Genomic DNA, 25053 nt, shown 5'->3' on the forward strand with positions numbered 1-25053 from the left:
GCCCAGATGCCTTATATGTCCGCCACCGTCTCCAAAGGCCCCAGTCTCAAGGATGTGATCGCCCGGTTCGGCGGCGAGGACGGTTTGCGCAAAAAACCGCCGGTCCACCTCTGGAACCCGCCGTTTTGCGGGCAGATCGACATGCGGATCGCCCGAAACGGGAGCTGGCACTATTTGGGGTCGCCGATTCCGCGACCTGCCATGGTCAAGCTGTTTGCCAGTATCCTGCGCCGCGAGCCCGATGACAGTTACGTTCTGGTGACGCCGGTGGAGAAATGCGCCATCCGAGTCGACGATGCACCTTTCCTGGCGGTGGAAGCCACGGCTGCAGGCGAGGGCGATGAGCGCCAGATCGTTTTTCGCACCAATGTCGATGATGCCGTACCGCTGGATGCCGAGCATCCGCTGCGGGTCGCCATCAACCCTGGCACCGGCGAGCCGTCGCCTTATGTGCTGGTGCGCGACCGGCTGGAAGCGCTGATCGCCCGGCCGGTCTATTACCAGCTGGTGGAGATGGCGGAAGAACGCATGGTCGATGGCAGGGCGATGCTGGGCGTGCAGAGCGCCGGCCAGTTCTTTGCATTGGGGGAAGTGCCGTGAACGCCGCTGCGCCATTGATCGTCGACAGTACGCCGGCGGTGGAGCGGCTGCGCACGCATCTGCAGCCGGTACCGACCTTCGATGCCATTCCACGCGACTTCAAGCTGGCCGCCAAGGGCGACTTCCAGCTCAATCCGGGTTTCGCGCCGCTGCGCAACGGTCCACTCAACCCGGCCGCCGTGCTGGTGCCGGTGGTCGCCTACGAGGGCGGCGAACGCGTGATCCTCACCAAGCGCACGGCGCATCTGTCGAATCACGCCGGGCAGATCAGTTTCCCCGGCGGTCGCGTCGATGCCGAGGATCCGGATGTGATCGCCACGGCCTTGCGCGAAACCGAAGAAGAGATCGGGCTGGACCGCAGCCATATCAGCGTGCTGGGTGCGCTGGATGCCTATGTCACGGGCACCGGCTTTTCTGTGGTGCCGGTGGTCGGCCTGGTGCGGCCGGGTTTTTCGCTCAGTCTGGCGCAGCATGAGGTGGCCGAGGTCTTTGAGGTCCCGTTCGGGTTCCTGATGGATTCGCGCAATCACCAGCGGCACAAAGGCGTATTCAACGGGGTGGAGCGCCAGTGGTGGGCCATGCCCTATCAGGATTATTACATCTGGGGGGCCACCGCCGGGATGCTGCGCAACCTGCACGACCTGCTGCATGGCCAGACGGCCGGCGCGGCCGTCGCTGCGGATATCAAGGCGGAGCGCGCATGAGTCGCCTGATTGTTCATCTGCTGCCGCTGCTTCTGCCATTCGCGCTCTATGGTCTGTACATCTGGCATGTGAAGCGCAGCGGCAAGGACGGGCCGGAGGTTACGCCCTGGTTCTGGCTGGCGGCCATCGGCCTGGTGCTGATGATCCTCAGTTTCTTGGTCTACGGGGTCTTTTTCGAACCCCCTCCGGGCGATTATGCACCGGCGCGGTTCGAGGATGGCCGGATCGTGCCGGGCCGGATCGGCCAGTGAGCTGCCACGATGACCCTGCCCGATAGGATACCGCCAGTCGACTGGATGACGGCGGCGCCGACCCGCAGCCTGCTGGCCGCGCTCGGTGCCGGCGGTGCGCCGGTACGGTTTGTCGGTGGCTGTGTACGCGATGCCATCCTCGGCCTGCGGCCGGCGGATATCGATATTGCCACTCCGGAGACACCTGAGACGGTAATCCGGCGGCTGGAAAAGGCAAAGCTGAAGGTGGTGCCGACCGGGATCGAGCATGGCACCGTTACCGCCGTGGTGCCCCCGGCCACCTTCCAGGTCACGACGCTGCGCCGCGATGTCGCCACCGACGGTCGCCGTGCCACGGTCGCTTTCGGCACCGACTGGGCCGAAGATGCCGCCCGGCGCGACTTCACCATCAATGCGCTATATGCCGATGCGGACGGGCGGCTCTACGATTACACCGATGGTCGCGCGGACCTGGCGGCTGGCCGGGTGCGGTTTATCGGCGATCCGGCCACCCGCGTGGTCGAGGATTACCTGCGGGTGCTGCGGTTTTTCCGCTTTCATGCCCGCTTTGGCAAAGGCGCGCCCGATGCGGCTGCGCTGGCGGCCTGCGCAGCCGCGGCGGATCGGCTCGATCGTCTGTCGGGCGAGCGTATCCGCGACGAGGTCCTGAAAATTCTGGCCCTGCCCAATGCAGCGGATGCGCTGGTGCTGATGCAGCAGAGTGGCGTGCTGGCCGCCGTCTTGCCGGCGGCTCGGTTCGATGCCGGCGCCTTTGCCCGGCTGGTGACACTGCAGGAAGCGGTCGCCGCCGGTGGCGGCAGCGATCCGGATGTCTGGCCGCGCCTCACCCTGCTGCTGGATCAGGCCGGCATCCCGGCGGAGGTGATTGCCGAGCGTCTGCGGCTGTCCAATGCCCAGCGCCTGCGCCTGGAAGGGCTGCTCGCGTTGCCGGTGATCGATTCCGGAATACTGCAGGACGAATCGGCCTTCCGTCTGGCGCTCTATCGCCTGAGTGCCGAGCGTTTCCGCAACGGAATCCTGATCGCGGCGAGCCGGCAGGCGGTCGATCACGACCTTGCGGTGGCCCGCGCCATCGCGACGGCGACCTGGCAGCGGCCGGTCTTTCCGCTGCGCGGCGCCGATGTCATTGCGGCCGGCTTCTCGCCGGGGCCGACTGTGAGCGCACTGCTCGGCGAACTGGAATCCTGGTGGGTGGAAGCGGGTTTCGCGCCTGATCGGGAGGCTTGCCTGCAGCGCTTGCGCGACCGGGTACAGCTGACCCCCGACGATTAGGGGTTAATTCTTAAATTATTGAAATTTTTTGGATTTTTCCGCTGCGCCTGCCCGAGCGGCAGGATGGGACTGTAGTCAGCGCGGAATTACTACAGGCCCAGAAAGAGCTCGAGCTCCACGTCGGCGCCGTAAACCCGGTCGCCGATGTGGAGCTCGAGACCACATACTAAAACTCGTACTTTACTTCTTCTTGGCGGCCTTCTTCTTGGCAGCCTTCTTCTTGGCCTTCGGGGCCTTCTTAGCCTTCACAGCCTTCTTCGCCACCTTCTTCTTAGCGGCCTTTTTCTTCGCAGCCATGAGTTTCTCCTCCATGGATTAGAGTGCGGTTTTCACCGCAACGAAGTTTTCGGGAAATGTTTCCCGAACACGTATATCTGTAGCACAACGCAACAGTATTAACCACTAAATCTTGCGCGCGCTTAAAAAATGGTTAAGCGCATATCCAACTCGACATCGGAATCAGGCACGACGCACGAACGAAAAAGCATCGCTCAAGTAAAACGCGCGCGATGACTTGCGAGAATTACGACATGCAAAAAAGCCGCATGGAATCTGGCATTTTTTAATCATGGCCATTTCACGCTCGGCGGCATCGACATCAAAATCGCTTCGGTGTTGCCGCCGGTTTTCAGACCGAATGTGGTGCCGCGATCATAGAGCAAATTGAACTCCACATAGCGTCCGCGCCGCACCAGTTGATGCTCTCGATCGGCCTCCGACCATGGCTCATTGAGGTGTTTGCGGGCGATTTTTGGGTATGATTCGAGGAACGATTCGCCGACCGCTTTTGTGAATCCGAAATCGTGTTCCCAATCGCCGCTGTCCAACTGGTCGTAGAAGATGCCGCCGACGCCCCGTGCCTCGTTGCGATGCGCAAGGTGGAAATACTCGTCGCACCATTTCTTGAATCGCGGGTAGTAGGTCGGGTCGAAACGGTCGCAGGTATCCTTGAGGCCGGCATGGAAGGCGGCAGTGTCGGCTTCGTCAGGCCGCATCGGCGTCAGGTCGGCACCGCCGCCGAACCAGGCCTTGCTGGTCACCAGGAAGCGGGTGTTCATATGCACCGCCGGCACCTTGGGTGACTGCAGATGAGCCACCAGCGAGATGCCCGAGGCCCAGAAGCGGCCGTCCGTCGCCGCCCCCGGAATCTGTTTGCGAAACTCCTCGCTGAATTCGCCATGGACGGTCGAAATATTCACCCCGACCTTTTCGAAGACGCGGCCTCGCATCACGCTCATCACGCCGCCGCCGCCGCCGGGCCGCTCCCAGGGCGTGCGCTCAAAGCGACCGGCCGGCTGATCGCTCAACTGGCCGGTCAGGTCGTCTTCGAGCTGTTCGAAGGCGGCGCAGATCCGGTCGCGCAAAGTCTCGAACCAGACCCGGGCCCGTTGCTGACGGTCTGCGATCAGGGTGTCGGTCATTCTTCGTTACTCCATGTTGCCGGCGGCGGAACGCGGAAAGGCATCGCATTGTCGCAGGGCTTCGCCAAGTACGATGGCGGCGGCGGTGGCGACATTGATTGAACGCAGGCCGGGCCGGATCGGGATCAGCAGCCCGGCATCGGCGGCGGCATGGACGTAATCCGGCACGCCCTTCGTTTCGCGGCCGAACAGAAGGATGTCGTCAGCCGCGAAACGGAACTCCGTATAGGGAATGGCCGCCCTCGTGGTCATCAGCACCAGACGCCCGGCCAAATGTCCTGTCCGGCGGTCCTCCTGGAAATGCTGCCAGCTGGCATGCCGGTGAATCTCAGCATGCTCAAGATAGTCCATGGCGCTGCGCTTCACGGCCTGCACGGAAAATGGAAAGCCGCAGGGCTCGATCACATGCACGGGGGTGTCCAGGCAGGCGCCGAGACGCAAAATCGTGCCCAGGTTCGGCGGGATGTCGGGTTCGAAAAGGGCGAGCCGCATGATGTTGCAAAGGGGGTTCTGAATCGGGTCCGGAGACAAGGATGGGAGGGGGTGGATTTTTCGCGGTTTCCCGTGGCGATTCCAACGGCAAGACCCCTGCGGCAACCTGTCGCATGCGTCCGGCTAAGTGCTGGACTTCGCCAACATATAGTGAGAAATATCGCGTCACGTTTCCAAGTCTTATTATCTTCGAGGGATCTATGGCAGGGACAGCGACCCAACCGGCCGGTACGACCGAGCCGACCCGGCGCGACTTTATCGTCGTCGCCGCCGGTGCCTTCGCCGCCGTGGGAGCGGCAGCGGCGGTTTGGCCGTTCATTCATCAGATGAACCCGTCGGCCGACGTGCTGGCGCTGTCGAGCACCGAAGTCGATCTGAGCCAGATCGCGGCGGGCCAGAGCGTCACCATCCTGTGGCGCGGCAAGCCGGTCTTCGTGCGCCATCGCACCGCTGCCGAGATCGCGCAGGCCGAGAAGGACGACACGGCGGCGCTGCCGGATCCGGCCAAGGACGCCGATCGCGTGAAGAAGCCGGAATGGCTGGTCATGATGGGCGTGTGTACCCATCTGGGCTGCGTGCCGCTCGGCCAGCAGGGTGACTTCGGCGGCTGGTTCTGCCCCTGCCACGGTTCGCACTACGATACCTCGGGCCGCATCCGCAAAGGCCCCGCGCCGGCGAATCTTCCGATTCCGGAATACGCCTTCCTCAACGATACCCGCATCCGCATCGGCTAAGGACCCCAACCGATGGCTAACAATAGCTCTGGCTTCATGGCCAATCCGCTCGTCAAGTGGATCGAGTACCGCCTGCCGGTTTTCTCGACGCTCGACCATATGGTCGGCTCGCAGTATCCGACGCCGAAGAATCTGAACTACTGGTGGAATTTCGGCTCCCTCGCCGGCCTCTGCCTGGTGATCCAGATCATCACCGGCATCGTACTGGTCATGCATTACACGCCGCATACGACGATGGCGTTCGACTCGGTCGAGCACATCATGCGCGACGTCAACTACGGCTGGCTGCTGCGCTACATGCACGCCAACGGCGCCTCGATGTTCTTCATCGTGGTTTACATCCATATCTTCCGCGGCCTGTATTTCGGTTCCTACAAGGCGCCGCGCGAAATCCTGTGGTTCCTCGGCCTGATCATCTTCCTACTGATGATGGCAACGGCGTTCATGGGCTATGTGCTTCCCTGGGGCCAGATGAGCTTCTGGGGCGCCACCGTGATCACCAACCTGTTCTCGGCCATTCCGGTGGTCGGCGAGCCGATCGTGACCTGGCTGTGGGGTGGTTTCGCCGTCGATAACCCGACGCTGAATCGCTTTTTCTCGTTGCACTATCTGCTGCCCTTCGTGATCGTCGGCATCGTGATTCTGCATATCCTGGCGCTGCACCAGCATGGGTCCAACAACCCGCTGGGCATCGACACCAAGGGTCCGCAGGATCGCATCCCGTTCCATCCGTATTACACGATCAAGGATGCAGTGGGCGTCGGTGCCTTCCTGATCCTGTTCTCCTTCTTCCTGTTCTACGCGCCGAATTTCCTGGGCCATCCGGATAACTATATTCCGGCCAATCCGCTGGTGACTCCGGCGCATATCGTGCCCGAATGGTACTTCCTGCCGTTCTACGCGATCCTGCGCTCGGTGCCCGACAAGCTGGGCGGCGTGTTGCTGATGTTCGGCGCCATCCTGATTCTGTTCCTGCTGCCCTGGCTGGACACCAGCAAGGTGCGCTCGGCCAAGTTCCGGCCGATCTACAAGCAGCTGTTCTGGGTCTTCGCGCTGGCCTGCGTCGGCCTGACCTATGCCGGCGGCTTGCCGCCGGAGGGCATGGCGCTGGTGATCGGTCGCGTCTGCACTGTGTATTACTTCGCGCACTTCCTCATCCTGATGCCGCTGGTCGGCTGGTTCGAGAAGCCGCTGAAGCTGCCTGCCTCGATCAGCGAGGCTGTGCTCAAGACCGAGCCCGGCGCTGCCGGCAGCAAGGCGTAAGGGGGATCGGACCAATGAAGACGACGATGATGCGTACGATCCTTGCCGCAATGGCGATTGGCTTTGCCGCTCCGGCCTTGGCCGCGGGCGACACGGCGACGCCGCCGGCGCAGAAGTGGAGCTTCAACGGCCCCTTCGGCACCTACGACCGCGCCGAACTGCAGCGTGGCTATCAGGTGTACAAGGAAGTCTGTGCCGCCTGCCACGCCATGAAGTATGTGGCCTTCCGCAACCTGCGGGATGTCGGTTTTTCCGAAGCAGAAGTGAAGGCTCTGGCGGCCACTTTTGAGGTGAACGACGGTCCGAACGATCAGGGCGAGATGTTCAAGCGTCCCGGCCTGCCTTCGGACAAGTTCCCGTCGCCCTTCCCGAACGAGAAGGCGGCACGGGCGTCCAATGGCGGTGCCTATCCGCTCGATCTGTCGCTGATCGCCAAGGCCCGCGCGCATGGTCCGGATTACATCAGGGCACTGCTGACCGGTTACAAGGATGCCCCCGCCGGTTTCACCCTCGGGGAAGGCCTGAACTACAACGAGTATTTCGCGGGGCATCAGATTGCGATGCCGCAGCCGCTGAATGCCGACCAGGTGACCTATGCGGATGGCACCAAGGCCAGCGTCGAGCAGATGGCGCATGATGTTTCCTCCTTCCTGATGTGGGCCGCCGAGCCCAAGCTGGAAGACCGCAAGCGCATGGGCTTCAAGGTGATGATTTTCCTGGTCGTGCTGACCGGGCTGTTCTTTGCCGCCAAGAAGCGCATCTGGGCCAAGCTGCACTAGGCCGCGGTCGAACGATCACGGAAAGGCCGCCGTTTTCCGGCGGCCTTTTTTGTTGCGCCCCGACAGGGGGTTTGCTTAAGTCGCGCGCGGCATCCGGCCCGCATCCTGAGGAATTCCGTCCATGGCAAAAGCGAAGAAAAAAGCCGCGAAAAAGCCTGTGAAGGCCCCGGTAAAGCCGACCGTGAAACAGGCGGCCAGGCCAGCCGCCAAGGCATCCAAGGGCAAGGCGACCAAAGGCAAAGTGCGCCGGATTGTCGAGCATGAAGGTGCGAGTGCCGCCGCAATGGGTGTGGCGCGGGCCGCCGCCCGCTCGGTGCGCGGCGTGGCAAAGGCCGCTGGTATCCCGAAGCCGCATATTGCCAGGGCCGGCGACCCGGTGCGCATCGGCGTGCTGGGCGGCAGCGGCATTTACGGCATGGCCGGACTGAAGAATACCAAATGGCGCAAAGTCTCGACCCCTTGGGGTGATCCCTCCGACGAGCTGCTGTTCGGCAGTCTGGACGGCGCCGAACTGGTTTTCCTGCCGCGTCATGGCCGCGGCCATGTGCATTCGCCGTCGGAAGTGAACTATCGCGCCAATATCGATGCGCTCAAGCGTGTCGGTTGCCATGACGTCATCTCGGTTTCGGCCTGCGGCTCGTTCAAGGAGCATCTGGCACCGGGAACCTTCGTGATCGTCGACCAGTTCATCGATCGCACCTTCATGCGACAGAAGAGTTTTTTCGGCACCGGCCTGGTCGCCCATGTCTCGGCTGCGCATCCGGTCTGCCATCGTCTCGGCGACGCGCTCGAAGCCGCCGCAAAAGATGCCGGTATCACCGTGCAGCGTGGCGGCACCTACCTGTGCATGGAAGGCCCGCAGTTCTCGACCCAGGCCGAAAGCTTCCTCTACAAGAGCTGGGGCTGCGATGTGATCGGCATGACCAATGCGCCCGAAGCCAAGCTCGCCCGCGAAGCCGAGCTCTGCTACGCCTCGGTCGCCATGGTCACCGACTATGACTGCTGGCACCCCGATCACGATCATGTCGATGTCGCGGCGGTGATCCGCGTGCTGCTCGACAATGCCGAGAAGGGCCAGACTCTGGTGGCCAGGGCCGTACCGCATCTGCGGCATCGGCCGGCGCATTGCCCGCAGGGTTGCGACCGTGTGCTGGATTCGGCACTGATCACGGCGCCGGAAAAACGCGACCCGGCGGTTATCAGGAAACTCGATGCGGTCGCTGGCCGCGTCTTCAAGGCTTAAAGAAGGACGCCATGCAGGGCATCAAGGAAAAGATCCGCGCCATTCCCGACTATCCGAAGCCGGGAATCATGTTCCGCGACATCACCACGCTGCTGCAGGATGCGCGCGGCTTCCGCAAAACGGTCGACGAGATGGTGCAGCCGCTGGCCGGCACCCGCATCGACAAGGTGGTCGGCATCGAGGCGCGTGGCTTCATTCTTGGCGGCGCCATCGCGCATCAGCTTTCCATCGGCTTCGTGCCGGTGCGCAAGCGCGGCAAGCTGCCCTGGAAAACCATGTCGCAGGAATACCAGCTCGAATACGGCACCGATGCGATGGAAATCCATGTCGATGCCATCCAGCCGAACGAAAACGTGCTGATCGTCGACGATCTGATCGCCACTGGCGGTACAGCGGAAGCCGCGATCAAGCTGATCCGCGCCCATAAGGGCAATGTGGTCGGCTGCTCCTTTATTGTCGACCTGCCTGAACTGGGCGGCCGCAAGCGGCTCGAAACGCTTGGCGTGCAGGTGCTGTCGCTCTGCGAGTTTGACGGGCACTGAGCCGGGGGGCAGGCCGTGGCACATCGGATTACCGGTCTCGATCACACCGTTCTGGCCGTCACCGATCTGGAGGCGGCGCGGATCAACTGGCAGAAGCTCGGTTTCACGCTGACGCCGCGCGGCCGGCATATCGGCTGGGCGACCGGCAATTACTGCATCATGTTTTCATGCACCTATCATGAGCTGCTCGGGGTTGCCGAGCCGGGCGGCTATACCGCCGGGCTGGAAGAGGCGCTGCAGGTCAGGGGCGAGGGCGTGCACAAGGTGGCGCTCGGCATCGACGATGCCGCCGCGGCGGTCGCCGAGCTCAGGGCCTCGGGCCTGAATCCGTCGGCACCGCAGGATCTGAAGCGCGAGCTGCAACTGCCCGAAGGCACAGTGTTGCCGGCTTTCAGCCTGGTGCATCTTCCGCCAGAGGCGACACCGCAGCTCTCCATGTTCCTGTGTCAGCATCTGACGCCTGAACTGCTGCGCCGGCCGGGCTGGCTGGTGCACCCCAACGGCGCCGAGCAGATCAGCAGTGTGATCGTCGTGACCGACAACCCGCCTGTTCTGGAGCTGCCTTACGAAACTCTGGTCGGCGCCGGCAATGCCGTGCGCACTGATCGCATGGTGGCCGTGCGCACTGGCAGCGAGACGATTCTGTTCGTCACGCCCGATGACCTTGATACGCTGTTCCCCGATATCGATCATCCGGCGCGGCCGACACCCTATGTCGCCGGCCTGCGTTTCCGCGTGCATAACACCGAGGCTGCCGCCGCTTATTTCAAGGCCGCCGGTATCGAACATGCGCGCAGCCTGGACGGCACCGTGCTGGTGCCAGCCTCGGCCGCCAATGGCTGCTTCCTGGAATTCAGCAGCCGGGCTTAAACCGCGGGGTCAGAGCAGGGCTTCGAAGAAGGCCAGGGTGCGGCGCCGTGCTGTCACGGCGGCGGCGGCATTGTATGTCGCGCGCTGGTCGCAGTTGAAACCGTGATCGGCATCGTAGACATGCGTGGTGATGCTCGGGTGCAGCGCTTTCATCTCGTCGGCGAGCGCGGTCGGGATCATCTTGTCCAGTGCGCCGAAATGCAGCAGGCAGGGCGCCTTCGGCGCCTCGTCCTTCAACTCGCCCCAGGGTCCGCCGTAATAGCCCACCGAGGCCGCGAGGCCGGGCAGGGAAGTGGCCATCTTCCAGGTTACCCCGCCGCCGTAGCAATAGCCCACGGTGCCGACGCGGCCGGCCCCGGAGGCGAGGGCGAAGGCGACAGTGACGTCCTTCATCACCGTGTCCCAGGCCATCCTGCCGCGGATATCGCGGCCGGCGGCCACATCTTCGGCGCTGTAGCCGAGGTCGACATTGGCCTGGACGCGATCGAACAGCGCCGGCGCAACGGCGTAATAGCCATCGGCGGCATAGCCGTCGGTTACCGCCCTGATATGGCCGTTGACGCCGAAAATCTCCTGGATCACCACCACGCCGCCTTTCGGCGTGCCTTTCGGCTCGGCGGTGTAGGCAGCGAGGCGATGTCCGTCGGCGGCGGTCAGGCTGGTCATGGCACCCATGGCAGGCTCCTTACGGGCTCGGTGGCTTGCGGAAACGCATGATGCCGATGCTGGTGTAGCGCATCACGAGTTCGTCTTTCTGGTTGAAGGCCTCGATCAGGAAGCGGCCCGAGCCGATGCCCGGCCGGCTGCGCGACGGCGTCTTGTCGATGCAGGTCATGCGGCCGTGAAGGGTGTCGCCGGGCCGTACCGGCTTCAGCCAGGCGAGGTCGTCGAAACCCGGCGAGCCAAGGCTGGCATCGAGTTCCACGGCGGAATCGACGATCATGCGCATCACCGTGGAGGCCGTATGCCAGCCGGAGGCAATCAGGCCGCCGAAAGCGGATTTCTTCGCCGCTTCCGGATCGATATGGAACGGCTGCGGATCGAACTGGCGGGCGAAAGCAATAATCGCCTGTTCGGTGAAGGTGTGGCTGCCGATGTCCCGGGCGGCGCCGATCTCGATATCCTCGAAATACTGCATCGTCGCTTCCTCAGGCCGTGGCCTGAACCGGTCGGCGGGCATACATGCCCTTGGCCTGCATGGTCAGCACGGTTTCGCCCTTCTGGTTCTTCATCTCATAGCGTGAAGTGATCACGCCGCGGTCGGGCTTGGATTGCGACGGCTTCACGTCGATCACTTCGCCCTTCAGATGCAGGGTATCGCCAGGGAAGACCGGCTTGACCCAGCGCAGCTGGTCGACGCCGGGCGAGCCCATGCTGGCATATTTGCCGATCATGTTGTCGACCAGCATGCGCATCATCAGGCCGGCGGTGTGCCAGCCGGATGCGCAAAGACCGCCAAACAGCGACTGCCTGGCGGCCTCCTTGTCGAGATGGAAAGGCTGCGGATCATAATCTCGCGCAAAGGCGATGATTTCGTCTTCGCTTACCGTGCGGGGCGGGAAGTCCATCACCTGCCCGACGGCGAAATCCTCCAGATATTTCATCGCAGCCCCAGATTTGATTCTGGTCTATGTATTGAACCGGAAATGCATCACATCGCCATCCTGCACGATGTAATCCTTGCCTTCCAGTCGCAATTTTCCGGCATCGCGGGCACCGGCTTCGCCTTTTCCGGCGACATAATCATTGTATGCGATGGTTTCGGCCCGGATGAAGCCCTTCTCGAAATCGGTATGGATCACGCCGGCGGCTTCCGGGGCCCTGGCGCCCTTGCGCACGGTCCAGGCACGGGCTTCCTTCGGCCCGACCGTGAAGAAGGTGAGCAGGCCGAGCAGGCCGTAGCCGGCGCGGATCACGCGGGTGAGGCCGGTTTCCTTCAGGCCGAGATCGGCCAGGAAGGCGGTCTTCTCCTCGTCGCTGTCCAGCTGCGCCACTTCGGATTCGATCGCTGCGGATATTACCACCATGGCGGCACCCTCGGCGGCGGCCTTGGCCTTCACCCGCTCGGAGAAGGCATTGCCTTCCGCAGCGGAAGCTTCCTCGACATTGCAGACATAGAGGACCGGCTTCGAGGTAATCAGCATCAGCTCGGCATAGAGTTTTTTCTCGTCGTCGGTCGGCACCACGGTCCGTGCCGGCCTGCCCTCGCGTAGCGCCGCCAGCACCTTTTCCATCACGGCAAGGCGGGCTTTCTCTTCCTCGTTGCCCTGCTTGGCGCGCTTGGCAGTCTGGTCCACCCGGCGCTCCAGGCTTTCGAGGTCCGACAGCATCAGTTCGGTCTCGACCGTCTCGGCATCGGCAATCGGATCGACCTTGCCCTCGACATGGGTGATGTCGCCATCTTCGAAACAGCGCAGCACATGGCAGATCGCATCCACTTCGCGGATATGGGCGAGGAACTGATTGCCCAGTCCCTCGCCCTTGGAGGCGCCGCGCACCAGGCCCGCGATATCGACGAAGGTGAGCTGCGTCGGGATGATCTTCTGCGAACCGGCGATTCCGGCCAGCACATCCAGCCGCTCATCCGGTACGCCGACCAGGCCGGTATTCGGCTCGATGGTGCAGAAGGGATAATTGGCTGCCTGCGCGGCGGCGGTCTGCGTCAGCGCATTGAACAGCGTCGACTTGCCGACATTGGGCAGGCCGACAATGCCGCATTTGAAACCCATGTTACGCGTCCTTTGAGTCTGTCTTGTTGGTCTTTACCGGAGCGGGCTTGTCCGGCCTGGGCTTCTCAACCTTGGGAGGCTGCAGCAGCAGCGCCACCTTGGTCATGAAGCCGGCGTCGTCATTACGGGCCAGATAGCCGGCCTCGCGGGCCATGGCATCCAGCAGCGGATCGAGCCACAGATGCTCGTCCATATGGAAATTCTGCAGCACATAGCCCAGCACGCGATCCTTGCCGGGATGACCGATGCCGATGCGCAGCCGCCGATAGTCCGGGCCGATGCTGGCATCGATCGAGCGCAGGCCGTTATGGCCGGCATGGCCACCGCCGGTCTTGATGCGAATCTTGCCAGCCGCCAAATCCAGCTCGTCATGCATCACCACCACCTGGGCCGGCGGCAGCTTGTAGAAATGCGCCGCCTCGCCGACCGACTTGCCCGACAGGTTCATGTAGGTGAGCGGCTTGAGCAGCAGAGTCTTGATGCCGTCCAGTACGCCCTCGGCGACCTCGCCGTGGAAGCGCTTCTTGAACGGCTGGAAATTATGGCGGTCGGCGATGGCATCGGCAGCCATGAAGCCGACATTGTGGCGCTGCCGCTTGTGTTCGCTGCCCGGGTTGCCCAGTCCGACGAGAAGCAGCATGACGGTTCAGCGTCCGGCAGAGGAAGAGAGAAGCAGCTGACGGCGCACCAGCGATGCGCCGTCAGCCGGGTAAGCGTTACTTCTTCGCCGCCGGCTTGGCAGCCGGCTTGGCCGCCGCAGCAGCCGGAGCCGCCTTGGCACCCGCGGCCGGAGCCGCAGCGCCCGCCGCCGGAGCGGCAGCAGCCTCGGCCTTCGGCGCGGTTTCATCTTCCTTGGTCGGCGCCGCGATGGTCGCCACCGTGAAGTCGCGATCCTGGATCACCGCCTTGATGCCATTGGGCAGATCGAAGGCAGAAATATGGATCGAGTGGCCGATATCCATGCCGGCCAGGCTGATCGAGATGCTTTCCGGAATGGTGTCCGGCTGCACGAAGAACTCGACCTCGTGGCGCACGATATTCAGCACGCCGCCCTTCTTCAGGCCCGGGCACTGATCCTGCTCGAGGAAATGCACGGGGATGAAGATGCGGACCTTCGAGTCCTTGCCGATGCGCTGGAAGTCGACGTGGATCGGCCGGTCGGTGACCGGGTCGAGCTGCACGTCGCGCGCCAGGACGCGCTCGGTCTTGCTGCCGACGGCAATGGTGAACAGGCGCGAGAAGAAGCTGCCCTTGTGCATCTCCTTCAGCAGCTCGCGGCTTTCAACCGAAATCAGTTCCGGGGTCTGCTTTTCGCCATAGATGACCCCCGGCACGCGACCCTTCAGTCGCGTTGCACGGGCGGTCCCCTTGCCGGCCCTCGACCTCGCCTCGGCGGCGATGGTGGTTACGTCACGCATGATGCGCTCCTTGCTTAGATACGGCCCCGACACCATGTCAGGTCCGTTTCCGGCGCCGGCCTCCAGGGGTGCCGCGCGCCGAAACTCTGAAACTTAATCGAACAGGCTGGAGACCGAAGTCTCCTCGCTGATGCGCCGCATCGCCTCGCCGATCAGCGGGGCGATCGACACCTGGCGGATATTGCGCGCCAGGCGAACCGCTTCGGTCGCCAGGATCGAGTCGGTGATGACCAGGCCTTCGAGCTGGCTGGCGGTGACGCGCGCAACCGCCCCGCCCGACAGCACGCCATGGGTCACATAGGCATAAACGGATTTGGCGCCGTGCTTTTTCAGCGCCTCGGCGGCGTTGCATAGCGTGCCGGCCGAATCGACGATGTCGTCGACCAGGATGCAACGGCGGCCTTCGACGTCGCCGATGATGTTCATCACCTCCGACACGCCGGCCTTTTCACGGCGCTTGTCGACGATGGCGAGGTCGGCATCCAGGCGCTTGGCGATGTTGCGCGCGCGCACCACGCCGCCGACGTCGGGCGACACCACCATCAGGTCATCGCCCTGCAGCTGCTGCTTGATATCGGCAGTCAGCACCGGGCCGCCCATCAGATTGTCGGTCGGGATGTCGAAGAAGCCCTGGATCTGGCCGGCATGCAGGTCCAGCGTCAGCACGCGGTTGGCACCGGCGGCGGTGATCAGGTTGGCGACCAGTTTGGCCGAGATCGGCGTGCGCGGACCGGGTTTGCGATCCTGGCGGGCATAACCGAAATAGGGCAGCACGGCGGTGATGCGGCGGGCCGACGAGCGCTTGAGCGCATCGATGCAGACCAGCAGCTCCATCAGATGGTCGTTGGCCGGATAGGAAGTCGACTGGATCACGAACACATCTTCGCCGCGGACGTTTTCGTGAATTTCGACGAAAACCTCCATATCGGAGAAGCGACGCACGCTGGCCTTGGCAAGCGGGACCGACAGGTAGGCCGCAATGGCTTCCGCCAGCGGACGATTGGAGTTACCCGCCAAAACCTTCATGGACTGAGCTCTGTGGATGCGCCGGAAAGGGGAGAAAAACCGCGCGGACTATAGCCGCCGGGCCGCCCCCTGTAAACCGCGAAAAATCTAATAATTTCAGGATTTTGCGGGTGGAACCAGCGGTCTGGAGCGCCGTCGGGTCTCGATGATCTCGCTCAGGCCCTGCCAGCCGCCCTGGGCAATGATATGGGCGGTGTTGCCCCAGGCTTGGGAAAGCTGCCCGCGCGGGATGCGATTTGCCTGTTTGACCTCGCCCAGACGGCCACCATCGGCACCCAGGAGGACCCACTCGATGGTGACCCGCTCGGAATCCGGGCTGTCCTGCCAGACCTTTACGGCGCAGCCGATCACGTAATCGGCGCCGGAGGGGTCGGGCAGCGGCGTTTTGCCGTTCAGAATGAGCAATTCGCGCATGGCCTGGCGCAGGGAGCGGTTGCCGTCGCCGGGGGCGCCTTCGCATTCCTTGACCGCCAGCGTGGCCGGTTTAGCCGAAATCTGTGCCGCCTCGATGGCGGAGGCGCTCAACCGCTGGGCGATGGCTTCGGCCATGGTTGTCGCGGCCTGCTTCAGGGCTGTGGCATCGCCAGCCGCCAGTCGCGCGGGCGGAATGCCAAGCATCCGGCTTTCGCCTGCCTGCACCGTCCCATCCGGCAGGCGTTCGTCCCAGCGCCAGGCGGCGTCGTTGCCGCGCGATTCCAGTGTCACGGCCAGCACGGCGGTCAGCCGGTTGCGGCCGGTGGCGCTGGCCGGCACGTCCTTGTCGTTCAGCGCCTTGGCCAGCGCTTCGGCCAGGGCGGCATCCGGTCCGGCCGGCAGACCGCCGACCGGCGGGACGAGCAGGCTGGCCTCGCCGATCGGGCGGATCAGCGCATCGGTGGCCTTGGCGCGGCTGTCGGCCTGGAAGGGCTGCGGCAGCGGCTGGCAGGCGGCCACGATGGCTGCTGCCACGACCAGAAGGGAAAGACGCTTAACCGAAAACACAGCTCACCATCAGGCAAAGAATTGCAAAGACCAGAAGCAGAAACAGATGCGGCATCAATCTAAAGCGGCAGGGCGATGGCCGAGACCTGGCGTCCGTAATCGGCCTCTCCGGCCAGCGTCATGCGGCGATAGCTGAAAAACCGGTCCGGGTCGCCACAAGTGTCGAGGTCGAGATTCTGAGCCGCGATGCCGGCGCGCTGCAAGCGCTGTATCAGATAGCCCGGCAAATCGAATTGCCAATGGCCGTCGCGTTTGCCGGGGACGAAAAAGCCGGCATTGCCGGCATCGGCAGCCAGGAATTCATCGCGGAACGGCGCGCTGACCTCGTAGGAAACCTGCCCGATGCAGGGACCGATGGCGGCAACGATGCGACTGCGATCGGCGCCCAGCGCCTGCATCGCCTCTATCGTCGCATCGGTGACGCCGGCCAGGGCGCCGCGCCAGCCGGCATGGCAGGCACCGATCACGCCGGCATCGGCATCGGCAAACAGCACCGGGGCGCAGTCGGCCGAGAGAATGCCCAATGCGAGGCCGTGCCGGCGCGTCACCAGCCCGTCGGCTTTGGGGCGCTGGGCAATATCGTAGTCATCGCCAACAGTCACGACATCGCGGCCATGCACCTGATACAGCGAGACCAGGCCATGCGGAGCACCAAGCGCATCCGCCACGCGGCGCCGGTTTTCCTGCACCGCCTGCGGATCGTCCGACGAACCAGGGCCACAATTGAGCTGCGCATACAGCCCGGTCGAGACGCCACCGCGACGGGTAAAGAAACCATGCGGCAGGCCGGCAAGGCCGGAAGCTGTAACAGGCGCGATCGAATGGGCGACTAGAACGGTCATGCAAAGCCTGCAGGTTGCGGCGACTCCGGCGGCGTCAGTGCCAGAACCTTGAACAGGGTGCCCATGGCTTCCGGAGCGGTCAACCGCCGCAGGGCCTGATCGACATCGCCGGCCTGTGCGCCATTGCCCTGCTGAAGCTTGGCGGCGCGTGCCTTGATGCCGAGCGCATTGAGGAAGGCACCCTGGCCGACCGGGCCCGATATGGTGACGCCGGCACGTTTCGCGGCCAATGCAAATGAGCCGAAATCGACATGGGCGGTGAGATCGGCGAGGCCGGGATTCTCCAGCGGATCGGCGTAGGTGTGGCGATAGACGGCCTGTAAGGTTTCGCCCACCCCGGCACTCGCATAGCCGTAATCGATGAACAGCGCGGCGCCGCCCTGGTGTTTCAGCCGGGCGGCGACCTCGACAGCGACAGCGCGCACCGGCGGGCTCGATTCCACGATGGAGCCCGGCGGCGAGTCGCGTAGCACCGGCGGCAGCAGATCGTCGAAGGGCAGGGCGCGCGGATCGAGCAGGAAGCGCAGGCCGTTCGTTGCCTCATCGAGTCCGACACAGCGTTCGTGCCAGGCGCCATCGTCGCCGCGCTGGAACTGGCGCACCGGCAGGGCGTCGAGGAATTCGTTGGCCAGCAACAGCAGCGGCGCATCCTTCGGGATCGCCGCGATCTGCTCATGCCAGATCGCACCTTCGCCCTCCAGCGCCGCAGCCTGCAGTCCGCGCAGCCGCGCCGAGGCTTCGACCAGCACCGGCGTCAGCGCGGCGCGGAAGGCGGGCAGGGCGCGGGCGGCGCGCAGTGCATCGCGCATCAGTGTGCCGCGGCCGGGGCCAAGCTCGACCAGGTAGCATTGGGCCGGCGCGCCCATACGCTGCCAGTAATCCGCCGCCCACAGGCCGAGCAGCTCACCGAACATCTGGCTGATTTCCGGCGCGGTGATGAAGTCGCCATGCAGGCCGATGGCTTCCTGGCTGCGGTAATAACCATGTTCGGGATGCAGCAGGCAGTCGGCCATATAGGCCGTGACGGTGATCGGGCCTTCCGCCGCGATGCGCCGGCGCAGGATATCCAGCAGCGGTGCGGCCTTTACGCCGCCGGTTGCCGCCGCGACCACCACACCACTCCAATGCCGAAGAGCACCATCGGCAGCGACAGCCACTGCCCCATCGTGGTGCCGCCGATCAGATAGCCGATCTGCGCATCCGGCTCGCGGAACAGCTCACCCACGATGCGGGCTATGCCGTAGCCGATCAGAAACACGCCCGAGATTGTGCCCGGCTTATCCATGACCCGGCTGTTCCAGCGCAGCAGGTTGAGCAGCAGGAACAGCAGCAAGCCCTCCATCGCCGCCTGATAGAGCTGGCTGGGATGGCGCGGAACCGGCCCGCCGGTCGGGAAGGCCATGGCCCAGGCGACATCGGGCGCGACACGGCCCCACAATTCGCCATTGATGAAATTTGCGATGCGGCCGAAGAATAGCCCGATCGGCGTGACGCAGGCGATCACATCGGTGAAGGCGAGGAAGCGGATACCGCTGAGCCGGCAATAGGCCAGCATGGCCAGGATTACGCCGAGCATGCCGCCATGGAAGGACATGCCGCCCTGCCAGACAGCCAGGATATCCACCGGATGCTGCAGGTAAGAATCGAGATTGTAGAACAGCACATAGCCGAGGCGGCCGCCGAGCACGACGCCCAGCGTGGCCCAGAGCAGGAAGCCGTCGACCTGTGTGGAGGTCACCAGGCTGTCCGGGCGGACGGCAATCCGCATCGCCATGCGCCAGCCGGCGACGAGGCCGACGATATAGGCCAGGGCATACCAGCGTATGGCAAATGGCCCGACGGCAAAGATCACCGGATCGATGATCGGGAAAGCCAGCGCCGGCAGCGTGGTGAACAGCATCATACTTCCGCCGCGTCGTCGGCTACGCCCTCAGCACCCTGGTCTTCAGAGCGGGGGCGCAGGGTGGGGAAGGCGATCACTTCGCGGATGGTCGGCGAATTGGTCAGCAGCATCGCCAGGCGGTCGATGCCAATGCCGAGGCCGCCCATCGGCATCATGCCGGCAGACTGGGCTTTCAGGAAATCTTCGTCGATGCGATGCGCCTCATCGTCGCCGCCGTCGCGCTGGCTTTGCTGATCCTCGAAACGGGCCCGCTGTTCCTGCGGATCGGCCAGCTCGGAAAACGCATTGGCGATTTCCCAGGTGTTGCAGAAGGTTTCAAAGCGTTCGGCAATCGCCGGATTGGCATGGTTGGCCTTGGCCAGCGGCGAGATCGCCTTGGGCAGAGCTACCACATGGGTCGGCTGGATCAGGTTGGGCTCGACGAAATGCTCGAAGCAGGCTTCCACCACCTTGCCCCAGCTGGCGCCGGGGGCGATGGCGACGCCAACCTGCTTCGCGGCATCGCGGGCCTGCGCATCGTCCAGGCCCTCCAGCTTCACCTTGCCGTGTTCCTCGATCAGGCCGAGCATGGTGGCGCGGCGGAACGGTGGCGTGAAATCGATCTCGTGCTCGCCGAACTTCACCCTGGTGCCGCCGGTGGCGGTGATCGCCGCCTGGGCAATGGTGCGTTCGGCGATATCCATCATGTCCTCATAATCGGCATAGGCCTGATAGAGTTCCATGGTGGTGAATTCAGGATTGTGGCGCGGCGAGATGCCTTCGTTGCGGAAACAGCGGTTGATCTCGAACACCTTCTCGCTCAGGCCGCCGATTACCAGCCGCTTGAGATGCAGTTCGGGCGCGATGCGCATGTAGAGCGGGATATCCAGCGCATTGTGGTGCGTGATGAAGGGGCGGGCGATGGCGCCGCCGGGAATGCTGTGCAGCATCGGCGTCTCGACCTCGAGGAAGCCTTCGCCGCTGAGGAAGTTGCGCACCGACTGGATCACGCGGAAGCGCGTGCGCAGGGTCTGGCGACTCTCATCATTGCCGATCAGGTCGTATTCGCGATGGCGGTAGCGCTGCTCCACATTCTTTAGGCCGTGCCACTTTTCCGGCGGCGGCTCCAGTGCCTTGGCCAGCACGACGATCTCGGTGGTATCCACCGTGATCTCGCCGCGCTTGGTGCGGCGGACGGTGCCGCGCACGCCGATGATGTCGCCCAGATCGAGCGCTTTCATCACCGTGGCGAAACGGCCCTGCACGTCTTCCTTGCCGGTATAAATCTGCAGCTTCACGGTGTCATCGACCAGATCGATGAACATGCCGCTGTTGCGGATCGCCATCACGCGGCCGGCGACAGCCACAGTCAGCTCGGTGCGCTCGTCGGGCTGCAGATGCGCGAAAGCCTCATGCACCGCCGTATTCTTGTGCGATTTGGGAAATTTCGGCGCCAGATAAGGATCGAGCCCGAGCTGGCGCAGGTGCTGCAGCTTGGCTTCGCGGTTGGCGCGTTCGCCGGAGGCATCCGGCGCAGCTTGGACAGGGGGCTGATTGGTCACGGCACTTCGCTTGGCAGAACGGAAATATGGGGCCGGACCCTAGCACCCGACCCCCGGCTTTCCAACCGCTCGGGCACAATCCGCACGGGGACCGCACTAACCTGTGGACAGGCCGGAGTCGCGGCGGAATAGCTGTGGAAAAGGCTGTTCCGGCCTGTCTGCAGCGCTTGCGGGCAGCCTGTGGCACGGCCATATCGGATAAGGATTTCCCGCTTGGAGTCGCGCCATGCAGACCGATAACCGCCTGCTCGACGATCTCAGCCGCATCGCCACCGGTGCCCTCGGTGCCCTGCAGGGTGTGAAGGGCGAGGTGGAACAGGCCTTCCGCCAGCGGCTGGAACGGGCGCTGACCGATATGGAACTGGTCAGCCGCGAGGAATTCGAGGCCGTCAAAGCGATGGCCGAAGCGGCGCGGGAAGAGAATATCCGGCTTGCCGAACGGCTCGCCGCGCTCGAATCCAAGCAGAACGCCGGATTCGCCGATCCGGCCTAACCCAAGCCCGGATCAGGCGAATTTCATGAATTTTTCCTAAATCTGTTCTTGCACCCCACATGCCCCCCGCATACTCTAAATCTATGGTGCGTCCTGTTTCGCGACACCTATATATATGGTCAGCCGAGGCGTTGGGGGCATTCTCGGCCAAGGCCGATGCTGTCGCCTCATGGGGCCAAATTCCCAGCCAGATGAGCCATTCCAGGTTACCCAGCCGAGAACCGGCCTGCCGCAAGGGGGAGCGTTAACGCATGCGGACTCTGATCGAAAGCGAGACCACTGGGCGTCTCAACCCGCTCGACCTTGTGGAACAGATTGTCGGTGAGCATGAATGGCCGTTCGACCGCCAGGGTCAGGACGAACTCACCGTTGGCGTTTCCGGTCGTTACTGCGAACATCAGATGTGGTTTTCCTGGCGCGAGGAGCTGGGCGCGTTGAGCTTCACCTGCGCCTTCGACATGAAGGTGCCGTCCAATCGCCGCCGTGACCTGCATTCCCTGCTGGCCTATGTGAACGAGAAGGCGCTGATCGGCCATTTCGACTACTGGATCGAGGAGGGCATGGTGGTGTTCCGCCAGGCCCTGCTGCTGCGCGGCGGCCTGGGCGCCACCACCGAGCAGATCGAGGATCTGATGGAAATCGGCCTGTCGGAATGCGAACGCTTCTATCCGGCCTTCCAGTTCCTGGTCTGGGGCGGGCGCACGCCGGAAGATGCGGTGGCGGCCGCAATGTTCGAATGCATGGGCGAAGCCTGAACGGCATTGCCTGATCCGGCCGGCTTGCCGTCGGCCGAATGATCTGCCCGAAGGCGGGGAAGCGTTAAGACGCTTCCCCGCCTTCGTCGTTTCTGCCAGAAAAAGCCATCATTCCCTGCATGTTCGGATCGGAGGCATCGCATGAACGGCATTCTGTTGGTTGGCTGCGGCAAAATGGGTGGTGCGATGCTCGTCGGCTGGCTGCAACGCGGTGTGGCGGCGGCAGATGTCGTGGTGGTCGAACCCAATCCGGTGCCCGGTCTGCCTGCCGGCGTGCGGCAGGTGACCGATGCGACGGCTGTGCCCGCTGATTTCAAGCCCGCGCTCGTGCTGCTGGCGGTGAAGCCGCAGGTGATGGACACGGTGGCGCCGGCTTACGCGGCCTATGCCGGATCGGGTGCGTGTTTCCTGTCGGTGGCGGCGGGCAAGACGATCGCCACTCTGAACGGTTCGCTCGGCGGCTCCGCAGCGGTGGTGCGCAGCATTCCCAACACGCCGGCAGCGGTGGGTGAGGGGATCACCATTGCCTGCGCCAATCCGGCGGTCAGCGCCACGCAGCGCAAGTTCTGCGAAAGCCTGCTCTCGGCTGTCGGTGAGGTCGGCTGGGTCGAGGATGAAGGCCTGATCGATGCGGTGACGGCAGTTTCCGGCTCGGGTCCGGCCTATGTCTTCTGGCTGACCGAATGCATGGCCGCAGCCGGTGCGGCGGCCGGGCTGCCCGCCGATCTGGCGGCGCGACTGGCGCGGGCCACGGTGATCGGGTCGGGTGCCCTGATGAAGCAGAGTGTCGATAGTCCGGAGCAGTTGCGCAAGAATGTCACCAGTCCCAATGGCACCACGCAGGCCGCCCTCGATGTGCTGATGGCCGGCGACGGCCTCGGTCCGCTGATGCAGCGCGCCATTGCGGCAGCGACCAAACGTTCGCGCGAGCTGGCCGGCTGATCCTTCGGCCTTGCCATGGCCTGATCGCGCTCCCAGATTAGGGAATACCGATCGAGGAGGCTGCGATGGCCCAGGATGACAAACAGGGCAAGAAGCGGACGACCAGGCCGAAGGCGGCCCGCAAGCCTGCGGCCGGGGGCCCGGCCGCTGCCGATCCCGTGGATGCCATGCTGACCCTGGTTGCAGAGCAGGGCTGGCGCGCCACCACCTTGGGCCGGATCGCCGAGGCCAGCGGTCTGCCGCTGAGCGAGCTTTACGGCCGGTATCGCTCAAAAACCGACCTGCTGGCGGCCTACGCGCATCACATCGATGCTGCCATGCTGGCGGCTCTGGGGCGGCCGGTTGCCGCGCCGGGGGATGCCGCCGGGATCAAGGACCGGCTGTTCGAGGCCGTCATGGCCCGTTTCGATGCCCTGGCGCCGCACAAGGCCGCCATTCGGGTTCTGCTGCGCGAATTGCCCGCCGATCCCCTGGCCCTGGCCTGTTTTCTTCAGCGTGGTCTGGCACCGGGCCTGGACTGGATGCTGGCGACCGCTGAGCTGGATGCAGGCGGGTTCCCGGGGATGATGCGGCGGAAGCTGCTCGGCGGAATATATCTCGACACCCTGCGCGTTTGGCTCAAGGATGACAGCGCCGACCTGGCCGCGACGATGGCCCATCTCGACAAGCGGCTGGAGCAGGGCCTGCGCTGGCTGACTGCCCGCGGACCGATCTCGCATATGCGAGAAAGAGCTGCAAATCGCTCGTAAGTGATTGTTAAATATTATTGTGCACTGCACAAAATTTCATTGACGCCGCGGTCCGACCCCGATACCTTGCCCGGCGTCATTACCCCCTACCAAATCAGACGCCCGGGAGCCAAAAATGAGCAAGACCACCGAGAATCCGTTTGCCAGTTTCGACCTCAGCAAGATGTTCGCCGACCTGAAGCTGCCCGGCATCGATCCGGCCTCGCTGGCGGCGACCCAGCAGAAGAATATCGAGGCGCTGACCGCGGCCAATAAGCGCGCCTATGAAGGCTACCAGGCGCTGGCCAAGCGTCAGGGCGAGATCTTCAAGGAGAATATGGAAGAGTTCGCCAGCATGCTGAAAGGCGTGACCCCGAGCAGCGCCAGCGACATCAACCCGGCCAAGCAGGCAGAACTGATGCGTCAGGCGGCCGAGAAGGCGCTCGCCAATCTGCGCGAGCTGTCCGAAATGATGACCCAGACCAATACCGAGGCCTTCGCGGTGATCAATCAGCGCCTGAAGGAAAACATGGAAGAGCTGAAGAAGCACATTCCGACCGCGAAGTAAGACTGCGGATGCGGTAACGGCAACTGGCAGACGATTTGCCAGATGGCAGACGGGCGGAGTAAAAACTCCGCCCGTTTCTTTTTGTCCGCCTGACTACAGCCAGGTACTCGTCGATGAGGAGGCCCCAATGGCCGAGATTGCATTCGATGATTTTCACAAGGTCGATATTCGCGTCGGTACGGTGATCCGCGCCGAGCCGTTTCCCGAAGCGCGCAAGCCGGCGATCAAACTCTGGGTCGATTTCGGCTCGCCCCTGGGGGTGAAGAAATCCTCAGCGCAGATCACCCGCCACTACACGCCCGAAGCTCTGATCGGCCGGCAGGTTATCGCCGTGGTCAATTTTCCGCCGCGGCAGATCGGGTCGTTCATGTCGGAAATTCTTGTACTCGGCCTGCCTGATTCGGATGGCCAGGTCGTATTGCTCGGTCCGGACCTGGTGGTTCCCAATGGCGGCCGAATGTATTGACCGAACCTTGGCCTCAGCCGACAATCCGGCCAGGAACCAGCCCAATGATAAAAAAAATGCGTTTCATATTTTTCATGCCCCTCATTCTGACTGTTGCAGTCGCTGCCGGCAGCGGCAGCGCGGCAGCGCAGGACCATGATTGCGTCGTGCGGCAATTCGTGCTGACCGGTCTGGTCAGCAATCTTGAGCCGCAGGGTGTGGTCGAAGGCAATTATCCGGTCGGGACCGAGCGGGCCTATGGCTTCGCCCGGCTCGATTGCACGCAGGTGCGTGCCGGCGAAACCTTCTGGTTTCACTGGGTGCGTAACGATCAGGAGGTCGGCCGTTCCAAGGCGCGCGTCGATGTCAGTCGCAACTGGCGCATTTGGTCGCAGTCACGCATCTTTCCGGGCGAGTGGGTGTTGCAGCTGAAGGACAGCGATGGTCGCCTGCAGGCCGAGCGCCGCTTCAGCGTCGCCGAGCCACCGCCGAAGCCGACCCAGAACTGACG

Annotated in this window: 31 protein-coding genes; 17 read left to right on the top strand and 14 right to left on the bottom strand. The window is 63.7% G+C overall.

What is annotated here, in order from left to right; translation table 11 throughout:
• The first annotated feature begins 15 nt into the window (after positions 1 to 15).
• The 4 genes from OJJ21_RS23645 to OJJ21_RS23660 are packed head-to-tail and all read left to right on the top strand — an operon-like array spanning position 16 to position 2827.
• Complete coding sequence (locus OJJ21_RS23645; protein WP_297690414.1) at positions 16 to 600, top strand: DUF1285 domain-containing protein; 585 nt, start codon at positions 16 to 18, stop codon at positions 598 to 600.
• Positions 597 to 1304 (top strand): CoA pyrophosphatase, encoded by a 708-nt coding sequence (locus OJJ21_RS23650; protein WP_297690415.1) that lies wholly within the window; start codon positions 597 to 599, stop codon positions 1302 to 1304. The genes OJJ21_RS23645 and OJJ21_RS23650 overlap by 4 nt, the downstream gene beginning before the upstream one ends.
• On the top strand, positions 1301 to 1555 hold the full coding sequence (locus tag OJJ21_RS23655) for a DUF6111 family protein (protein ID WP_297690416.1): 255 nt from the start codon (positions 1301 to 1303) through the stop codon (positions 1553 to 1555). Before OJJ21_RS23650 ends, OJJ21_RS23655 begins: the two co-directional genes overlap by 4 nt.
• Positions 1556 to 1564: 9 nt before the next feature.
• On the top strand, positions 1565 to 2827 hold the full coding sequence (locus tag OJJ21_RS23660) for a CCA tRNA nucleotidyltransferase (protein WP_297690417.1): 1263 nt from the start codon (positions 1565 to 1567) through the stop codon (positions 2825 to 2827).
• A 566-nt stretch (positions 2828 to 3393) separates the two neighbouring features.
• Here the strand turns inward: OJJ21_RS23660 and hemF are convergent.
• Together hemF and OJJ21_RS23670 are read right to left on the bottom strand one after the other, a co-directional pair.
• A complete protein-coding gene (gene hemF, locus OJJ21_RS23665; protein ID WP_297690418.1) occupies positions 3394 to 4248 on the bottom strand; it encodes an oxygen-dependent coproporphyrinogen oxidase in 855 nt (284 codons plus the stop codon).
• Positions 4249 to 4254: 6 nt separating this feature from the next.
• A complete protein-coding gene (locus OJJ21_RS23670; protein WP_297690419.1) occupies positions 4255 to 4740 on the bottom strand; it encodes a tRNA (cytidine(34)-2'-O)-methyltransferase in 486 nt (161 codons plus the stop codon).
• Between the two features lie 200 nt (positions 4741 to 4940).
• Between OJJ21_RS23670 and petA the strand changes: the two genes are divergently transcribed.
• The 6 genes from petA to OJJ21_RS23700 all read left to right on the top strand — a co-directional run bounded on the left by petA (position 4941) and on the right by OJJ21_RS23700 (position 10171).
• Positions 4941 to 5474 (top strand): ubiquinol-cytochrome c reductase iron-sulfur subunit, encoded by a 534-nt coding sequence (petA, locus tag OJJ21_RS23675; protein WP_297690420.1) that lies wholly within the window; start codon positions 4941 to 4943, stop codon positions 5472 to 5474.
• Positions 5475 to 5486: 12 nt separating this feature from the next.
• A complete protein-coding gene (locus OJJ21_RS23680; protein ID WP_297690421.1) occupies positions 5487 to 6737 on the top strand; it encodes a cytochrome b N-terminal domain-containing protein in 1251 nt (416 codons plus the stop codon).
• Between the two features lie 26 nt (positions 6738 to 6763).
• A complete protein-coding gene (locus tag OJJ21_RS23685; RefSeq protein ID WP_297690422.1) occupies positions 6764 to 7516 on the top strand; it encodes a cytochrome c1 in 753 nt (250 codons plus the stop codon).
• Positions 7517 to 7871: 355 nt separating this feature from the next.
• Entirely contained in the window at positions 7872 to 8759 is an 888-nt protein-coding gene (locus OJJ21_RS23690; RefSeq protein WP_297690457.1) for an S-methyl-5'-thioadenosine phosphorylase, read from the top strand.
• 11 nt (positions 8760 to 8770) lie between these two features.
• Complete coding sequence (locus tag OJJ21_RS23695) at positions 8771 to 9301, top strand: adenine phosphoribosyltransferase (protein WP_297690423.1); 531 nt, start codon at positions 8771 to 8773, stop codon at positions 9299 to 9301.
• A gap of 15 nt (positions 9302 to 9316) precedes the next feature.
• Positions 9317 to 10171: a VOC family protein gene (locus OJJ21_RS23700; protein WP_297690424.1), complete on the top strand. Its 855-nt coding sequence runs from the start codon at positions 9317 to 9319 to the stop codon at positions 10169 to 10171.
• Between the two features lie 9 nt (positions 10172 to 10180).
• Here OJJ21_RS23700 and OJJ21_RS23705 read toward each other — a convergent pair whose 3' ends face one another.
• The 12 genes from OJJ21_RS23705 to lysS form a co-directional block, all read right to left on the bottom strand.
• Entirely contained in the window at positions 10181 to 10846 is a 666-nt protein-coding gene (locus tag OJJ21_RS23705) for a dienelactone hydrolase family protein (protein ID WP_297690425.1), read from the bottom strand.
• A gap of 10 nt (positions 10847 to 10856) precedes the next feature.
• Positions 10857 to 11309 carry a MaoC family dehydratase gene (locus OJJ21_RS23710; protein ID WP_297690426.1) on the bottom strand — a complete coding sequence of 151 codons (453 nt, stop codon included), beginning with the start codon at positions 11307 to 11309 and terminating at the stop codon, positions 10857 to 10859.
• Positions 11310 to 11319: 10 nt separating this feature from the next.
• Complete coding sequence (locus OJJ21_RS23715) at positions 11320 to 11775, bottom strand: MaoC family dehydratase (RefSeq protein WP_297690427.1); 456 nt, start codon at positions 11773 to 11775, stop codon at positions 11320 to 11322.
• Between the two features lie 24 nt (positions 11776 to 11799).
• Positions 11800 to 12900 (bottom strand): redox-regulated ATPase YchF, encoded by a 1101-nt coding sequence (ychF, locus tag OJJ21_RS23720; protein ID WP_297690428.1) that lies wholly within the window; start codon positions 12898 to 12900, stop codon positions 11800 to 11802.
• A gap of 1 nt (position 12901) precedes the next feature.
• Positions 12902 to 13540 (bottom strand): aminoacyl-tRNA hydrolase, encoded by a 639-nt coding sequence (pth, locus tag OJJ21_RS23725; RefSeq protein WP_297690429.1) that lies wholly within the window; start codon positions 13538 to 13540, stop codon positions 12902 to 12904.
• A 76-nt stretch (positions 13541 to 13616) separates the two neighbouring features.
• Positions 13617 to 14318 carry a 50S ribosomal protein L25/general stress protein Ctc gene (locus tag OJJ21_RS23730; RefSeq protein WP_297690430.1) on the bottom strand — a complete coding sequence of 234 codons (702 nt, stop codon included), beginning with the start codon at positions 14316 to 14318 and terminating at the stop codon, positions 13617 to 13619.
• A gap of 93 nt (positions 14319 to 14411) precedes the next feature.
• Entirely contained in the window at positions 14412 to 15344 is a 933-nt protein-coding gene (locus OJJ21_RS23735) for a ribose-phosphate pyrophosphokinase (protein WP_297690431.1), read from the bottom strand.
• Between the two features lie 96 nt (positions 15345 to 15440).
• On the bottom strand, positions 15441 to 16277 hold the full coding sequence (locus OJJ21_RS23740) for a hypothetical protein (protein WP_297690432.1): 837 nt from the start codon (positions 16275 to 16277) through the stop codon (positions 15441 to 15443).
• Positions 16278 to 16384: 107 nt separating this feature from the next.
• Positions 16385 to 17167 (bottom strand): peptidoglycan editing factor PgeF, encoded by a 783-nt coding sequence (pgeF, locus tag OJJ21_RS23745; RefSeq protein WP_297690433.1) that lies wholly within the window; start codon positions 17165 to 17167, stop codon positions 16385 to 16387.
• Positions 17164 to 18279, bottom strand: coding sequence for an SAM-dependent methyltransferase (locus tag OJJ21_RS23750; protein WP_297690434.1), 1116 nt, complete (start codon positions 18277 to 18279; stop codon positions 17164 to 17166). The genes pgeF and OJJ21_RS23750 overlap by 4 nt, the downstream gene beginning before the upstream one ends.
• Positions 18252 to 19067 carry a prolipoprotein diacylglyceryl transferase gene (gene lgt / locus OJJ21_RS23755; RefSeq protein WP_297690458.1) on the bottom strand — a complete coding sequence of 272 codons (816 nt, stop codon included), beginning with the start codon at positions 19065 to 19067 and terminating at the stop codon, positions 18252 to 18254. The genes OJJ21_RS23750 and lgt overlap by 28 nt, the downstream gene beginning before the upstream one ends.
• Positions 19067 to 20611, bottom strand: a complete 1545-nt coding sequence (gene lysS / locus OJJ21_RS23760; RefSeq protein ID WP_297690435.1) for a lysine--tRNA ligase — start codon at positions 20609 to 20611, stop codon at positions 19067 to 19069. Before lysS ends, lgt begins: the two co-directional genes overlap by 1 nt.
• Before the next feature lie 226 nt (positions 20612 to 20837).
• Here lysS and OJJ21_RS23765 point away from each other — a divergent pair, with 226 nt between their 5' ends.
• The 7 genes from OJJ21_RS23765 to OJJ21_RS23795 all read left to right on the top strand — a co-directional run bounded on the left by OJJ21_RS23765 (position 20838) and on the right by OJJ21_RS23795 (position 25051).
• Positions 20838 to 21104 carry an accessory factor UbiK family protein gene (locus OJJ21_RS23765; RefSeq protein WP_297690436.1) on the top strand — a complete coding sequence of 89 codons (267 nt, stop codon included), beginning with the start codon at positions 20838 to 20840 and terminating at the stop codon, positions 21102 to 21104.
• Positions 21105 to 21355: 251 nt separating this feature from the next.
• The gene (locus OJJ21_RS23770; protein ID WP_297690437.1) at positions 21356 to 21859 is read left to right on the top strand and encodes a YbjN domain-containing protein; all 504 of its coding nucleotides are present in this window, start codon (positions 21356 to 21358) and stop codon (positions 21857 to 21859) included.
• 141 nt (positions 21860 to 22000) lie between these two features.
• Positions 22001 to 22801: a pyrroline-5-carboxylate reductase gene (gene proC / locus OJJ21_RS23775; RefSeq protein WP_297690438.1), complete on the top strand. Its 801-nt coding sequence runs from the start codon at positions 22001 to 22003 to the stop codon at positions 22799 to 22801.
• Between the two features lie 65 nt (positions 22802 to 22866).
• Entirely contained in the window at positions 22867 to 23550 is a 684-nt protein-coding gene (locus OJJ21_RS23780) for a TetR family transcriptional regulator (RefSeq protein WP_297690439.1), read from the top strand.
• A gap of 115 nt (positions 23551 to 23665) precedes the next feature.
• Positions 23666 to 24097 carry a TIGR01841 family phasin gene (phaP, locus tag OJJ21_RS23785; RefSeq protein WP_297690440.1) on the top strand — a complete coding sequence of 144 codons (432 nt, stop codon included), beginning with the start codon at positions 23666 to 23668 and terminating at the stop codon, positions 24095 to 24097.
• 127 nt (positions 24098 to 24224) lie between these two features.
• On the top strand, positions 24225 to 24563 hold the full coding sequence (locus OJJ21_RS23790; protein WP_297690441.1) for a tRNA-binding protein: 339 nt from the start codon (positions 24225 to 24227) through the stop codon (positions 24561 to 24563).
• Positions 24564 to 24637: 74 nt separating this feature from the next.
• Positions 24638 to 25051 carry a DUF2914 domain-containing protein gene (locus OJJ21_RS23795; protein ID WP_297690442.1) on the top strand — a complete coding sequence of 138 codons (414 nt, stop codon included), beginning with the start codon at positions 24638 to 24640 and terminating at the stop codon, positions 25049 to 25051.
• Positions 25052 to 25053: the final 2 nt, after the last annotated feature.

Origin of the sequence: Ferrovibrio sp., assembly GCF_025869515.1 — a bacterium.
Taxonomy (GTDB): domain Bacteria; phylum Pseudomonadota; class Alphaproteobacteria; order Ferrovibrionales; family Ferrovibrionaceae; genus Ferrovibrio.

Excerpts from the sequence above, each read along its gene's own strand:
- OJJ21_RS23645 (WP_297690414.1), top strand. The coding sequence starts at position 16 with ATGTCCGCCACCGTCTCCAAAGGCCCCAGTCTCAAGGATGTGATCGCC.
- OJJ21_RS23655 (WP_297690416.1), top strand. The coding sequence starts at position 1,301 with ATGAGTCGCCTGATTGTTCATCTGCTGCCGCTGCTTCTGCCATTCGCG.
- OJJ21_RS23660 (WP_297690417.1), top strand. The coding sequence starts at position 1,565 with ATGACCCTGCCCGATAGGATACCGCCAGTCGACTGGATGACGGCGGCG.
- hemF (WP_297690418.1), bottom strand. The coding sequence starts at position 4,248 with ATGACCGACACCCTGATCGCAGACCGTCAGCAACGGGCCCGGGTCTGG.
- OJJ21_RS23670 (WP_297690419.1), bottom strand. The coding sequence starts at position 4,740 with ATGCGGCTCGCCCTTTTCGAACCCGACATCCCGCCGAACCTGGGCACG.
- petA (WP_297690420.1), top strand. The coding sequence starts at position 4,941 with ATGGCAGGGACAGCGACCCAACCGGCCGGTACGACCGAGCCGACCCGG.
- OJJ21_RS23680 (WP_297690421.1), top strand. The coding sequence starts at position 5,487 with ATGGCTAACAATAGCTCTGGCTTCATGGCCAATCCGCTCGTCAAGTGG.
- OJJ21_RS23685 (WP_297690422.1), top strand. The coding sequence starts at position 6,764 with ATGATGCGTACGATCCTTGCCGCAATGGCGATTGGCTTTGCCGCTCCG.
- OJJ21_RS23695 (WP_297690423.1), top strand. The coding sequence starts at position 8,771 with ATGCAGGGCATCAAGGAAAAGATCCGCGCCATTCCCGACTATCCGAAG.
- OJJ21_RS23705 (WP_297690425.1), bottom strand. The coding sequence starts at position 10,846 with ATGGGTGCCATGACCAGCCTGACCGCCGCCGACGGACATCGCCTCGCT.
- OJJ21_RS23710 (WP_297690426.1), bottom strand. The coding sequence starts at position 11,309 with ATGCAGTATTTCGAGGATATCGAGATCGGCGCCGCCCGGGACATCGGC.
- OJJ21_RS23715 (WP_297690427.1), bottom strand. The coding sequence starts at position 11,775 with ATGAAATATCTGGAGGATTTCGCCGTCGGGCAGGTGATGGACTTCCCG.
- ychF (WP_297690428.1), bottom strand. The coding sequence starts at position 12,900 with ATGGGTTTCAAATGCGGCATTGTCGGCCTGCCCAATGTCGGCAAGTCG.
- pth (WP_297690429.1), bottom strand. The coding sequence starts at position 13,540 with ATGCTGCTTCTCGTCGGACTGGGCAACCCGGGCAGCGAACACAAGCGG.
- OJJ21_RS23730 (WP_297690430.1), bottom strand. The coding sequence starts at position 14,318 with ATGCGTGACGTAACCACCATCGCCGCCGAGGCGAGGTCGAGGGCCGGC.
- OJJ21_RS23735 (WP_297690431.1), bottom strand. The coding sequence starts at position 15,344 with ATGAAGGTTTTGGCGGGTAACTCCAATCGTCCGCTGGCGGAAGCCATT.
- pgeF (WP_297690433.1), bottom strand. The coding sequence starts at position 17,167 with ATGACCGTTCTAGTCGCCCATTCGATCGCGCCTGTTACAGCTTCCGGC.
- lgt (WP_297690458.1), bottom strand. The coding sequence starts at position 19,067 with ATGCTGTTCACCACGCTGCCGGCGCTGGCTTTCCCGATCATCGATCCG.
- OJJ21_RS23765 (WP_297690436.1), top strand. The coding sequence starts at position 20,838 with ATGCAGACCGATAACCGCCTGCTCGACGATCTCAGCCGCATCGCCACC.
- OJJ21_RS23770 (WP_297690437.1), top strand. The coding sequence starts at position 21,356 with ATGCGGACTCTGATCGAAAGCGAGACCACTGGGCGTCTCAACCCGCTC.
- proC (WP_297690438.1), top strand. The coding sequence starts at position 22,001 with ATGAACGGCATTCTGTTGGTTGGCTGCGGCAAAATGGGTGGTGCGATG.
- OJJ21_RS23780 (WP_297690439.1), top strand. The coding sequence starts at position 22,867 with ATGGCCCAGGATGACAAACAGGGCAAGAAGCGGACGACCAGGCCGAAG.
- phaP (WP_297690440.1), top strand. The coding sequence starts at position 23,666 with ATGAGCAAGACCACCGAGAATCCGTTTGCCAGTTTCGACCTCAGCAAG.
- OJJ21_RS23790 (WP_297690441.1), top strand. The coding sequence starts at position 24,225 with ATGGCCGAGATTGCATTCGATGATTTTCACAAGGTCGATATTCGCGTC.
- OJJ21_RS23795 (WP_297690442.1), top strand. The coding sequence starts at position 24,638 with ATGCCCCTCATTCTGACTGTTGCAGTCGCTGCCGGCAGCGGCAGCGCG.